This window comes from Ornithinibacillus bavariensis, assembly GCF_018333235.1.
Classification (GTDB): domain Bacteria; phylum Bacillota; class Bacilli; order Bacillales; family Amphibacillaceae; genus Ornithinibacillus; species Ornithinibacillus bavariensis.
Genome location: NZ_BORP01000002.1, coordinates 73,738 through 86,693, shown reverse-complemented (window position 1 = coordinate 86,693; position 12,956 = coordinate 73,738). Strand labels below are relative to the sequence as shown.

Annotated in this window: 16 protein-coding genes; 3 read left to right on the top strand and 13 right to left on the bottom strand. The window is 37.3% G+C overall.

The features are described 5' to 3' along the window. Window positions 1–72 precede the first annotated feature (72 nt). The 4 genes from KI338_RS06275 to KI338_RS06260 all read right to left on the bottom strand — a co-directional run bounded on the left by KI338_RS06275 (window position 73) and on the right by KI338_RS06260 (window position 3,307). Window positions 73–1,068, bottom strand: a complete 996-nt coding sequence (locus tag KI338_RS06275) for an ABC transporter ATP-binding protein (protein WP_212920153.1) — start codon at window positions 1,066–1,068, stop codon at window positions 73–75. Further along, on the bottom strand, window positions 1,065–2,063 hold the full coding sequence (locus tag KI338_RS06270) for an ABC transporter ATP-binding protein (RefSeq protein ID WP_280530732.1): 999 nt from the start codon (window positions 2,061–2,063) through the stop codon (window positions 1,065–1,067). Before KI338_RS06270 ends, KI338_RS06275 begins: the two co-directional genes overlap by 4 nt. 204 nt (window positions 2,064–2,267) lie before the next feature. Beyond that, window positions 2,268–2,747, bottom strand: coding sequence for a DUF4188 domain-containing protein (locus KI338_RS06265; RefSeq protein ID WP_212920152.1), 480 nt, complete (start codon window positions 2,745–2,747; stop codon window positions 2,268–2,270). A gap of 14 nt (window positions 2,748–2,761) precedes the next feature. Continuing rightward, window positions 2,762–3,307, bottom strand: coding sequence for a PadR family transcriptional regulator (locus KI338_RS06260; protein WP_212920586.1), 546 nt, complete (start codon window positions 3,305–3,307; stop codon window positions 2,762–2,764). Window positions 3,308–3,508: 201 nt separating this feature from the next. Between KI338_RS06260 and KI338_RS06255 the strand changes: the two genes are divergently transcribed. Then, window positions 3,509–4,759 (top strand): MFS transporter, encoded by a 1,251-nt coding sequence (locus KI338_RS06255; RefSeq protein WP_212920151.1) that lies wholly within the window; start codon window positions 3,509–3,511, stop codon window positions 4,757–4,759. A gap of 24 nt (window positions 4,760–4,783) precedes the next feature. Here KI338_RS06255 and KI338_RS06250 read toward each other — a convergent pair whose 3' ends face one another. The 3 genes from KI338_RS06250 to KI338_RS06240 are packed head-to-tail and all read right to left on the bottom strand — an operon-like array spanning window position 4,784 to window position 5,839. Then, window positions 4,784–5,071 carry a hypothetical protein gene (locus tag KI338_RS06250; RefSeq protein WP_212920150.1) on the bottom strand — a complete coding sequence of 96 codons (288 nt, stop codon included), beginning with the start codon at window positions 5,069–5,071 and terminating at the stop codon, window positions 4,784–4,786. A 9-nt stretch (window positions 5,072–5,080) separates the two neighbouring features. Then, window positions 5,081–5,464: a hypothetical protein gene (locus tag KI338_RS06245; RefSeq protein ID WP_212920149.1), complete on the bottom strand. Its 384-nt coding sequence runs from the start codon at window positions 5,462–5,464 to the stop codon at window positions 5,081–5,083. 12 nt (window positions 5,465–5,476) lie between these two features. Then, window positions 5,477–5,839 (bottom strand): DUF2089 domain-containing protein, encoded by a 363-nt coding sequence (locus KI338_RS06240; RefSeq protein WP_212920148.1) that lies wholly within the window; start codon window positions 5,837–5,839, stop codon window positions 5,477–5,479. A 262-nt stretch (window positions 5,840–6,101) separates the two neighbouring features. Here KI338_RS06240 and KI338_RS06235 point away from each other — a divergent pair, with 262 nt between their 5' ends. Further along, window positions 6,102–7,796 (top strand): methyl-accepting chemotaxis protein, encoded by a 1,695-nt coding sequence (locus tag KI338_RS06235; RefSeq protein ID WP_244853434.1) that lies wholly within the window; start codon window positions 6,102–6,104, stop codon window positions 7,794–7,796. 69 nt (window positions 7,797–7,865) lie between these two features. Here KI338_RS06235 and pstB read toward each other — a convergent pair whose 3' ends face one another. The 4 genes from pstB to KI338_RS06215 form a co-directional block, all read right to left on the bottom strand. Beyond that, a complete protein-coding gene (pstB, locus tag KI338_RS06230; RefSeq protein WP_212920147.1) occupies window positions 7,866–8,666 on the bottom strand; it encodes a phosphate ABC transporter ATP-binding protein PstB in 801 nt (266 codons plus the stop codon). Between the two features lie 51 nt (window positions 8,667–8,717). Then, window positions 8,718–9,602: a phosphate ABC transporter permease PstA gene (gene pstA / locus KI338_RS06225; RefSeq protein WP_212920146.1), complete on the bottom strand. Its 885-nt coding sequence runs from the start codon at window positions 9,600–9,602 to the stop codon at window positions 8,718–8,720. A gap of 1 nt (window position 9,603) precedes the next feature. Next, window positions 9,604–10,554 carry a phosphate ABC transporter permease subunit PstC gene (pstC, locus tag KI338_RS06220; RefSeq protein WP_212920145.1) on the bottom strand — a complete coding sequence of 317 codons (951 nt, stop codon included), beginning with the start codon at window positions 10,552–10,554 and terminating at the stop codon, window positions 9,604–9,606. Between the two features lie 102 nt (window positions 10,555–10,656). Then, window positions 10,657–11,646, bottom strand: a complete 990-nt coding sequence (locus tag KI338_RS06215) for a PstS family phosphate ABC transporter substrate-binding protein (RefSeq protein WP_212920144.1) — start codon at window positions 11,644–11,646, stop codon at window positions 10,657–10,659. Window positions 11,647–11,891: 245 nt separating this feature from the next. On the opposite strand from KI338_RS06215, the gene KI338_RS06210 reads away from it, so the two are divergent. Then, window positions 11,892–12,461, top strand: a complete 570-nt coding sequence (locus KI338_RS06210) for a YpjP family protein (RefSeq protein WP_212920143.1) — start codon at window positions 11,892–11,894, stop codon at window positions 12,459–12,461. Window positions 12,462–12,495: 34 nt separating this feature from the next. Here the strand turns inward: KI338_RS06210 and KI338_RS06205 are convergent, their stop codons facing one another. Then, window positions 12,496–12,675, bottom strand: coding sequence for an H-type small acid-soluble spore protein (locus tag KI338_RS06205; protein WP_212920142.1), 180 nt, complete (start codon window positions 12,673–12,675; stop codon window positions 12,496–12,498). Window positions 12,676–12,690: 15 nt separating this feature from the next. Further along, window positions 12,691–12,879, bottom strand: coding sequence for an H-type small acid-soluble spore protein (locus KI338_RS06200; RefSeq protein ID WP_212920141.1), 189 nt, complete (start codon window positions 12,877–12,879; stop codon window positions 12,691–12,693). Window positions 12,880–12,956: the final 77 nt, after the last annotated feature.

Here is a 12,956-nt window from a genome sequence, read left to right as displayed (position 1 = left end):
ATATTTATGAAACCTAGGATCATTTCATAAAAATCCTAGCTATTTCTAAAAAGCAACTAGTAACCTATACGATTAAGTAAAATTCCCTTCTGTCACTACCTCTTTAGCAAAGTGACATGCTGCCATCTGACCACCTGTTGACACCAGCTTTAATTCTGGCTCCTGTACTCTACAAATATCCTCTGCAAAAGGGCATCTTGTATGGAATTTACAGCCTGCTGGTGGATTTGCTGGTGAAGGTAAATCTCCCTTTAAAATTATTCGTTCCTTTTCACGATGTGGATTCGTCTCAGGTACTGCTGATAGCAATGCTTGTGTATAAGGATGCTTCGGATTACTATACACCTCACCTGCGTCGCCCAGCTCCACTATTTTCCCTAAATACATCACTGCAACCCTATCACTAATGTGATGAACGACACTTAAGTCATGTGCAATGAAGATATAGGTTAAGTTAAATTCAGCCTGTAATTCTTCCATAAGGTTGATAACCTGTGCCTGTATCGATACATCAAGTGCTGAAACTGGTTCATCACAAATGACAAGCTCAGGCTCGAGTGCAAGTGCTCTAGCAATTCCTATTCGTTGACGTTGTCCACCACTAAATTCATGTGGATAGCGCTGTTTATGGTAAGAGCTTAGCCCTACAACATCTAATAAATAGTCAATTCGCTGTGTTACTTGCCCTTTTGGCATGCCAAAGATTTTAAGTGGTTCAGCAAGTGTCTGCTCAATCGTTTTTCGTGGATTTAATGAAGCATAGGGATCCTGGAAAATTATTTGCATTTCTCTTCGAAGCTTCCTTAATTGTTCCCCTCGATAATTCGTAATATTTTCTCCCTTAAACCAAATCTCGCCCTCTGTTGGCTCTAACAATTTTAGTGCCATCCTGCCTGCTGTAGACTTTCCACATCCACTTTCTCCTACTAATCCAAGCGTTTCCCCTGAACGAACGGACAGGGATATACCATCCACTGCCTTTAGTAAGGGCTTTTCCTTTGTGAAGAGCTTCTCACTTTTTAATGGAAAATGCTTTTTGATATTTTTCAGTTCTAATAATGCACTCATGTCGTTACCGCCTTCTTTGATTCTTCGTATAATAGACAGCGAACAAAATGGTTTTCGTCAATTTCTTGCAATGTAGGATCAATAGAGAGACAGCTATCCATTACATGCTTACATCTTGGAGCAAAGCTACAGCCCTTCGGTAAGTCACCTAGGTTCGGTGGTAGACCAGTAATTGGTATTAATTTTTCCTTATTTGGAGAAATTTTTGGGATAGAATTCATTAGCCCTAATGTATAGGGATGTTTTCCTTGATCAAAGAGCTTCTTCGTATCTGTAAATTCGGCTGGCTTACCAGCATACATAACCAATACACGATCACAGACCTCTGCTACTACTCCAAGATCATGAGTAATCATGATAATCGCCATATCTAGTTCCTTCTGCATTTTTTTAAAGAGCTCTAATATTTGAGCTTGTATCGTAACATCCAGTGCTGTCGTTGGTTCATCCGCAATTAATAAAGAAGGATTACAAGCAAGTGCCATTGCAATCATTACACGTTGTCTCATCCCACCACTAAATTCATGTGGGTAATTTTTAACACGCTTTGATGGGTCTGGGATACCAACAAGATTCAACAGTTCTATTGCTCGGTCCCTTGCTTGTTTTTTGGTCACCTTCTCGTGCGCTAGAACAGTTTCGACCATCTGTTTTTCCACACTAAATACTGGATTTAATGATGTCATTGGATCTTGAAATACCATCGAAATTTCTTTTCCACGGATTTGTCTCATTTGGTTTTCACTCTTTTTTAATAAGTCCTCTCCCTTAAAGAGGATTTCTCCGTCCACTATTCTTCCTGGTGGACTCGGAATCAACCCCAAAATAGACATCGCAGTAATACTCTTTCCCGATCCCGATTCTCCAACAATCCCTAAGGTTTCTCCTGGCTTCACATCAAAATTTACGCCATCAACAGCTCGGACCACTCCAGTCTTCGTAAAAAAGTGTGTATGTAAGTTTTTAACCTCAAGTAGTGGCTTTACAGATTCCATTTCAGCAACCTCCTTTGATGGCTTTTTCAATAAACTGATAAATCGGAATTATATATATTATACATATCATTTCATCAATTTATGTTTTTTCTCTTTTTTCTCGAAAAAAAAACAAGCTATCAAAATAAGAAACTTCGATAACTTGTTTTTATCATAATTAGTTTTTAGCAGTAGGCAGCTCTATTCTACTTGTAGCTTTACTTCCTATTCTTTAACAGATAATCGTTTTTTAGCCGTTCGTATATTCGATGTTATCAAGCGATGATTTTTGGCTTTAGCTAGGCCATATATTGGCATATTCCCATACACAGATTCATAATTTCCTTTCGTCACAAAATATGTTTCGTGATAGATGCCAACAGCCTTATTATCACCTACTTTTTTATTAAATTCTCTCCAAGCAGTTACGTGTTTCTGCCCTTTAGCGTAAGCCAGCAAATCCTCAATCGATCTCCAATACGTAATTAATAACGTGGTTCGCAGGCCAAAAAAGCTCTCCATCGAAAGGAACCCTAGCTCCTCCTTATTCTCATATAGCTCCCGAATCATCGGTGGCATAGCCTTAAACACAGGGAACCATTTTCGAATGGCTAACCGGTTATTAATTCTCATACCTATAAGAAATACCACTATATCCTCATCATTATCTGTTGTATACCTTCCTGTGTACAGCTTCTTTCCCATCTAGATTCCTCCTCTCATACTAATTTTTTAATTGTATCCTCACACCATGCTATTTCTGCTGCTGTTATCCTTTTTCCATAATCTAATGTAAATAGCCAATACTGTGCATCAGCATTATCAAGTGAATGCTTATGTATGACAGACTCAATACCTCCATATGTGTTTAATTTTTCCTGTAATATCTCGTGATAATGCTGCAAATAGTTAATAGTTCGTTCCTTTTCCTGGTGTCTGCTAAAGAACAGCTTTAATAAAACCTCATTCTTATGAATTGGGATATCCTTCAAAGGTGATTTTAACCATTCTCGAAGCTCCTTCTCGCCTTTTGATGTTAGAAGATATTCTTTCTTATCTGGCTTACCATCCTGCTTTGTATCCTGAACAGTTGCCAATCCCTCATCTGCAAGTGTCTTTAATGTAGGATAGATTTGGCCATAGCTAATCTTCCAGAAATGGTTTAAGCTTCCATCAATCATTTGCTTAATTTGATATCCCGTTCTGCATTCAGTGGTCAGTAAGCCCAATATCGCGAACCTTGTATGATTATAATTTTTCTTCATCATTACACCTATCCTTTTGATATATATCTATATGATACATTATATAAATATTCCTGATTAGTCAATAATGTTCAAATTATTCATACAAAAATTAACCGCCTTATTTTTATTTACTTTTCTATTATTTGATTGTACTATTGCTTAGGGACACGAAATATTTTTATGGCAAACGACTGGATTTTCAAAGGACGGGGAAACAGCATGGCGGTATTCTTCCAAGAATGGTCTACACAATTTAAAACATATAATCAGAATATTAAGTTAGCAATTTGGGCCAATATCTTTTCACAAATTGGAATGGGCATGTTTATGGTCATTTATAATATCTATATCCAAGAGCTTGGCCTTAGTCACGAGGTTAATGGACAGGTAATTGCTCTTACCTCTCTTGCTACCGCTATTATTCTTGTTCCAGCTGGAATAATGAGTGATAAGCTTGGCAGAAAACGCGTAATGGTTTTTGGGGTACTACTTTCTGGAATGATTTTATTCCTGCGAAGTATCGTGGAGATGCAAACGCTTTTATTAATTACAGGATTTGCAACGGGGATATTTACAGCCTTCCTACAGGTATCTTCTATCCCCTGGTTAGCAGAAAACTCTAAGCCGAAACAGCGGGTTCACCTATTTAGCCTTCATTCTGCAATTATGACCGCTGCCAATGTTATTGGTAGTTTATTAGGTGGTTTCCTAACGGACTTTTTCCATTTATTTACGACTGATCTTAGTGCGATACGCTTCACATTAATTATTGGCAGTATCTTTTATATTCTAGCATTCTTCCCAATCGCAAAAATGGTTGAAAACAGAAAGGAAAAATTGCCGAAAAATAAAAAGATACCATTTCGCGAGTTTATACGTGCTAATAAATCGGGCTTCAAGGTCATTATTTTATTTGCAGTTGCGCAATTATTAATTGGTTTTGGTAGTGGACTTGTCATTCCCTATTTAAATCTATACTTTGCGGATCGATTTCTAGCATCTAACTCCATCATTGGGTTAATCATCTCTTTAGGGCAGGCAGCAACTGCTGTCGCAATGTTTATCGGACCTTTAGTGGTAAGAAAGGTAGGAGAGGTTCGGGCAGTTGTTTATCTCCAATTAGCATCACTACCCTTCCTGCTGCTTACCGCTTATACAGAAAGTTTATTGTTAGCTAGTATTGGATTTCTATTTAGGCAGGCTCTCATGAATGCTGGTAACCCAATTCAATCCTCTTTAATGATGTCAAAAGTAAATGACTCTGTTAAAGGGCTGGCTAATTCGATTAATCAAATGGTATTTCAGTTAGGTTGGGCATTTATGGGACCAGTATCTACAGCTATTGTCCTAAAATATGGTACATATTGGGGCTACGCAAATGTCTTTACGATAACTGCAGGGTTATATTTAATTGGATCCTTGTATTTCTTAATCGTATTCCGTTCACTTAAATCAACGGATGAAGAATAGGGACTATAAATCAGTCCCTATTCTTCATAGTTTAATTGTTATTTCAGTCCCGTCAGATTCTTTAATATCGATTAAGGTTATCCCACGATAATTTTGAAATTCTTTGATAGTGGTTTTAATCAGTGGTTTAATAAATTGGTTATTTAGCGTGGAAGGTATTCGTGATGAGGTCTTGTCATTGTCACGGCGAGTCATCAGTTGCTTCCAAACAAATTTGGAGAAAATGATGGAAACTGCGAAATGTAATGCAAAATAGGGAACTGGAATAATTAGCTTCATAGACCCTTCCGTCTTGATCTTTATTTTTACCATTGTTGCACCTTATTCAACATATACATCAATTTTGTCGCCATTATTTGTTGAAATATCCACAATACGTCCTTCTAGCTCCTGATCAATTGCTGCTAAAATTAAATCTACATCCAAATCCTTCACATATTTTTCTACTTCTGGAATACTAGAGGCAATACCATGACCGGCTCGAAGCAATACTTGGAAAAGCCTAATCGGCAGGTTTACATTGACCTGATCATTTTCTTCCGATTTAATACGTATTTTTAAGGTTTTATCTAAATAACTAGTAGATTTTGCTGTTGAACCACTTTCTTCCTTTTCTTTTAGTAAAGAAATTAACTCTGTTGCCTTTTCTGCGTCAATTTTTCCCTCTTCCATCATTCTAATGACCTTCGCAATTTCTTGTTTCATTTTCCTTTTCCCCTATTCTTTTAATAATTTTATAGCTTCATCAGGAGTAATCTCTCCCTTTTCGAGCATACTGACAATTTTACTTTCATCCATCGCTTTCTTTTGTTCGGAATCATGACCGAGAGCTTTAATGACCTCATTAAGCTTTCCTCTTACTGTTGGATAGGAGATTCCTAGCTCTTTTTCAACTTCCTTTATATTCCCTCTGCTAACTAAAAAAATCTCAATAAATTCAAGTTGTTCCTGTGTTAACAGAGCAAACTTTGGCAGCGAAAACTTATTTTCAATTACTGTATTACAATGGTCACACTGTAATTGAATAACGGTTAGATGATGTTGACAAATAGGACAGTTCGTTAATACAGGATGTGTCATAGTAAATTCCTTTCCTTATTTTAGTTATAATTATATACATTATTTTAAATATGTAAATAAATAAATTAAAAATATTTATTTTTTAATAAGAAATTATTTAATAATTAAACCACAAATCTAAATTTATTAATTTGAAATCAATTCACTTAACAAATCTCCCCATCATTAAACATTTAGAGATTAATTTCACAATGCCTTAACAATCAATTAATAAATCGTTGGTAAAATTAGCTATATAACATATGCTTGTGGAGGTACGAATTTGATTATTAAAAGGATAAAGAATAATGCCCACAAAGGTAGTAGTTTAAAAAAACGTTTACTAGTACTATTTATCGCTTTACTGACCATTTCTATTATCATTACGGGCTTAAGCTCCTATTCCATTGCCCGTGAGACTACTATTCATTCTATTGAAAGCAGGTTAATACGTGAAACAGAGCTTATGAGTTACATAGCCGACAATTTAAAGTTCTTGTATATTAGTGATGATGATTATTTTATGCAGCAGCTAGAATTAAACGTCCGCAAGCAAAAAGAAAAGCTTGCTATGGACGGGATTACCTCAGATTATTTTTATATCATAGATCAAGAGATTGTTCCCTTCCAAATAAGTAAGAATAACCTACCAAATATACCAGGTTCCTTCATCTCAAAAATAGCAGAGTCGGAAAGTGGAACATTGCATCAGGATATAAATGGAAATGATTACACATTTACCTTTGTGGAAATGGAAGAAATTGGTGGTACATTTGTTTTAATTGTCCCTACAGCATCCTATATGGGCAGCGTTCACACAATGGCCTATCTAATGATTGTCATCATGATAATTAGCATTTTCATTGCAACCATCACTATCTTATTCGTCGTACGCGGCATTTCACAGCCATTACATGTTCTACGAGAAAAAATGCGAGCTGTTCGAGATGGAGACCTTCGGGAAGATTCCAGTTCCATCAAAACGAATATACCAGAGATAGCTTCGTTGCATAAAAGCTATCAAGTCATGATGGAATATTTGCGCTCATTGTTCCATCAGATTACCGAAATTACAACTCATTTAGAAAAAACGGGGCACGAACTGCAATATGCATCAAATGGCACACTAGCTTCTAGCAGAGATTTAATTACTGCCATACATAACGTTAAAATAGGTGCCGAACAAACCGCTAGTAGCTCTGAGGGAAGTGCTAACTCTTTTCAGTTGATGAAGGAAAATATGGTTCAACTAATAGCTCGTATGGAAGCCATTTTTCAAAATGCACAAGATATGACTTCTTCTGCACGTCAAAGTGATAAAAACATGACTGAATTAATACATATGCTTGCTTCCTATAGGGATGATTTTGCACAGTTAACCACATCCATTAACGATATAGATGATTATTCCAAGTCGATACATCAGTTTGCCGGATTAATTCAAGGCATTGCTGAACAGACAAAGCTCTTATCATTAAATGCAACAATTGAGGCAGCACATGCGGGGGAATCTGGAAAAGGATTTGCAGTGGTTGCTCGTGAAGTAGGAAAACTTGCCGAACAATCATCAATTGCTGCAGACAAGATTACTACTTCCATTAAAAATATGGATGTGATTTCGAAAACTGCGGTAGATGCGTTCCATAAAATCCTCCACAAAACCAATAAGACGATGGATCAGTCAACAGAAGCAAAACAAGAGGTGGACAATCTATTACAAGATATATATATGCTTAGTGAAGGGCTACAAGATGTACAAGGAGAGTTAAAGCAACTGGAGCTATATTTACCTCCTTTAGAAACGGAGACGTTACGCTTCCAATCCATCTCACAGGAAACCTTAGCAAGCGCTGAGGAAATGCTAGCTAGCAGTGAAAATCAAATAAATCAAGTAGAGAACACACATCGTATTGGGTTACAGCTAATCGACATATCTAAAAAGCTTACCGACAGCACAAAACAATTTACAATCCAATAGAAAAGAGGATGTTTCGTGATGAAACATCCTCTAGCTTATATAGAAAGGGAGATCTAGAGATTCACAAGCTTATCCAAATCGGCCAGATATATAATCCTCTGTACGCTTATCATATGGATTAGTAAAAATAGTATCCGTATCATTAAATTCTATTACTTCACCATCTAAAAAGAAGGCAGTTCTATCCGAGATTCGTGCAGCCTGTTGCATATTATGCGTAACAATGATAATTGAATAGTTTCTCTTGAGCTCTTGAACAAGGTCCTCAATCTTCAATGTCGACTTCGGATCTAGTGCAGATGTTGGTTCATCCATAAGAATAACGTCCGGCTCGATGGCAAGTGTACGAGCAATACATAAACGCTGCTGTTGTCCACCCGATAGACCATAGGCATTTTCCTTCAATCGATCCTTTACCTCATCCCAAATATATGCACCACGAAGGCTTTTTTCCACTATTTCATCAAGAATTTTTTTATTCCGAATCCCATGGATTCTTGGCCCATAAGCAATATTGTCATAAATGGACTTCGGAAAAGGGTTTGGCTTTTGAAAGACCATACCGACATGTGTCCTTAAATCCTCCACCTTAAAGGCCTTATCCAAAATACTTTTACCCTTATACGTGATAACTCCAGTCGTTCGTACACTAGGAACTAATTCTACCATTCGATTTAATGTCTTTAGATAGGTTGATTTTCCACATCCTGATGGACCTATAATCGCTGTAACCTCTTTTTCATGTATCGTCAGGTTAATCTCCTTTAATGCATGTGTTTCGCCATACCAAAGATTTAAATCCTTCGTATCAAATACAATACCATTAACAGTAGAAGTTGAAATGACTGCATTGGATTGATTTTTTGCCATACTTACATTCTCCTTAACGGTTGCCAGACTCAATTTATGTTCCTCCCTCGTTTAATAACGTTGTTGGAATTTGTTTCGAATAAAAATTGCTACAGAATTTAACAGGAATAATAGAATCAATAAGACTACAATAGTTGCTGCAGCTAAATTTGCGTATTCAGTCACTAATGAAGAGTCAAGTGTCCAATAATAAATTTGCATTGGTAAAGCAGTAAATTTATCAAATATCCCCTCTGGAAAAGGAATAATTAATGCTGGAATTCCAATAACAGTAAGTGGGGCTGTCTCCCCAATTGCTCGTGATAGTGCTAAAATTGCACCGGTTAATATACCAGGTAAAGCGGCTGGCAGGATTATATTTTTTATGGTTTGCCATTTGGTAGCACCCATACCATACGATGCCTCACTAAGATAGCTTGGAACTGCACGAATTGCTTCCTGAGCTGCCACAATAACAATTGGAAGCACTAAAAGAGAAAGGGTTAATCCACCAGCTAATACGATATTTCCCATCTTCATTGCCCGTACAAATATCGTTAATCCCAAGATTCCATAGACAATAGATGGAACACCTGCAAGATTAGCTATATTTGTCTGGATAAAGGATTGTAATCGACCCTTTCTTGCGTATAGTTCTAAATAAATAGCAGTACCAATACCTAGAATGAGCGTGACAGGGGCAACAACCACCATCATCCATAAGGTACCGAGTATGGCACCCATTATTCCTGCGCGCTCTGGGTCATGAGATTGTCTTCCCGTTAAAAAGCTCCAATCAATCCAGCCGATTCCGTCCACAACAACACGATAAATTAAGACAGCAAGTACAATAAGACCAAATAATGTCGCAAGGAAGAACAAGCCTTTCGCTGACTTATTTTTGACAATCCTTCCATTCATCCTTCTCGATACTTGAGTTGGATCCAAATACCTCATTTTAGTATTCCTCCCTAAATTTACGAGAGACAAATCTTGCAAGTAAATTCATCAAAAGTGTAAATACGAATAGCGTCATTGCTACTGCATATAACGAATAATAAATGGTTGATCCAGCTGCTGCTTCCCCACCCGATACCTCTACAATATAAGCCGTCATGGTTTGCATCGATTCAGTAATATCAAAGGTGAAGTTTTTCGAGCTTCCACTAGCGATCGTAACAATCATTGTTTCACCAATTGCTCGTGAAATGCCAAGTACAAAGGATGCGATAATTCCCGATAAAGCTGCTGGAATGACAACCTTAAAAGTAGTTTCAAGCTTCGTTGCTCCTAAACCTAATGCGCCTTCACGAATCGAATTGGGAACAGAGGTCATTGCATCCTCTGATAACGAAGCAATCATTGGGATAATCATAATTCCCATTACGATACCTGGGCTCAAAATATTAGTAGCCTCTACCCCTGGCCATATGGAACGAATCAATGGGGTAACAAATGTAAAAGCAAAAAAGCCATAGACAATGGTAGGAATACCGGCAAGTAGCTCCAGTAATGGCTTTAACACTCTTCGAACCCTATCTGATGCATATTCGCTCAAATATATTGCTGCCATTATACCAATCGGTCCAGCTACGAGCATGGCAATGATAGAAGATATGATTGTGCCATTAATTAGTGGTAATACACCAAATTGAGGATTTTGGCTTAACGGTTTTAACACAGTCCCCGTAAAGAAATCCCATATAGGAACTCGCTTAAAAAATTCAATTGTTTCTGCAAGTAATGTTACTACAATCCCCACAGTTGTCAGAATCGATATAATAGCAAACAAGAAGAGTAGAATTGGAATTACCTTCTCCAATTTTCCTTGAATACTCTTTGATTGTTTATTTTTCTGTATCATTCCTTTAACATCTGCAGCATGGTTAAATTCACTATTAGCTGCCATTGGACAAGGCACTCCTTCCGAGTCTTATAGTCAACAATAAGATGAGAGCCTTTTAGAACTCTCATCTTATTGCATAAGGGGGCTAAACAATATGCCTTATTTTTATTGAAGAGCCTTTAGCTCGTCAACTAGTGAACTAGCTTCTGCCTCAGGGATTGGAGCAAACCCAGTTTCCCCGGCAAATTTATTTGTGTTTTCCATGACATAGATTGCATAGTCTAATACTTCTGGCTTTTCTTTTGCATGATTTACATTTAAATAAGTGAATACTGGTCGAGTAAATCCTGCATAATCGCCATCCTCTGCAATCGTATCGAGTGATGGTTGAACAGCACCTGCGCCAAAGTCAATTCCTACTGCTTTAACTTTGTCTTTATTGCTGTCATAATATCCAAAACCAAAGAAGCCAATTGCATTTTTATCTTCTGAAACTAGTGTTACGAGTGTTGAATATTCTTGTTGTAGATTAATATCGCTAACTAGGTCTTGCTCTTCTAAAATGTTTTCATAAAAGAATTCATACGTACCATGGTTTTCATTTGGACCATACGTTTGAATCTTTTCCTTTGGCCAATCAGCATTAATATCTGACCAATTTGTATACTCACCAAGGAAAATACCTTTGACCTGATCAACGGTTAATTCTTTTGCCCAATCGTTATCCTGGTTTACCACGATAGTTAAACCGTCAAGTGCCACTTTTAATTCCTTAACTTCTATACCAAGCTCATCTGCTTTTGCTTTTTCTTCATCCTTTATTAAACGAGATGCGTCGTTAAAGTTCGTCCCATTCTCTTGTAAGAATTTTTCAAATCCTGCAGAAGTCCCTGCACGACTAACTTCGACTGACACCCCCGGTTGCTCGTTCACCATATATTCCTCTGCTAATCGGGACATTAAAGGAAAAACTGTTCCAGATCCATCAATAACAACACTACCCTCTAATTCTTCTGAACCTTCACTTCCATTAGAAGTGTTTTCGGATTGATTTTTATTCCCGGAGCTGTTCTCTTCTTTGTCGCTCCCACATGCTGCTAGTATAATGGCTAGCGCTGCTACAAATAGGAACATCACAAACTTTTTGAATCTCATCAAAATTGTCCTCCCCAACGTTCAATTTGTGTTTTTCTGAAGGGCTATCCCTCTTACAGCTTTAAGTATAGGGGAGAATTATTAAGTAAATATGTTGTGATTGTAAAGGGTTTGTAAATAATACGGATGAATTGAAAAGAGGATAGCCGATCCCTTATAAGTCTATTCTCCTATTCATCGAGATTAAGGTAGACATCCATGGAAAACATGATAAAATTTAAGTAATAATAAAGGGGAAATGTACCATGAACCGTTGGATGAGAAAAATAGCTGTTGCTTTAATTGCCGTATTAACCTTTGGTTTATATACGCCTACTTATTTAATTGCCGACGAAAATAATAATAAGGAAGTAATATCACCAGAAGACTCCAATCGGGGGAACGTCGCTGTCCTTCCGATAAGGCAAGAAGCACAGGAAGAGACAGACATCATTCGTACGTTGACTGAGAAGGCAAAACAACAAAGCTTAAAGAAATTCGGTCCGAAAATTAGTGAAAAAGTAGAAGACGAATTTATGGAAGTAATATTACCAAACATTGAGCTAGCATTAAAGTCAATTGTAAAAGAAGATGAAGCAGCGTACATTTCCATCACAGAACAACCCTCAAACGGCTACGGTGAACGTATCTTCAATCTTCATAATGAACAAACAAATCAAGATATAGCAAAATTTCATGTTCGCAGGGATAATCGCCCACAAGAAGGCTATTGGTTTAATTTTCACTATCATGTTATGGAAGATAACTTTGAACAACATCATGCATTAGGCGAAATATACTATGATAAAAACACACCACCAAAATGGATGGCTTAAAAATCACAAGAACCTCCCAACTCGGGAGGTTCTTTTATATCTTTTCATATAAATTAGTTAGCTGAACATCAAACTCACGCTGTGGCTCATCTAGAGGAAATATTCTAGCCGTTCCATTTTCGTTAACCCGTTGAATGTAGACAGGCTTTCCATTATAGGTAACTTGCTTCATCTCCGGAGATTGAGCAATCTCCTCTGCTCGCATTCGCTGCATAACCTTCCCTCCAAATTAAAGGTGAATTGGCCCCGATTCATTTAGCCCATCCAAATCAACCTCTTGCACATGTTCCATAGAATCAAGCGGAAAAACTTTCGCTGCTTGTTGGTTTACCTCTTGGATAAAAACAGGAATACCGTGATAATTTACATTGACATAAACATCCGCATTCATGATCTCTTGCGCTCTATTTATATCCATTTTTGCCTCTCCTTTTACAGCCTTACACAATTATTGTCGACCACTTTAATGCGTACTATGCAAGGAGAAAATGGGGT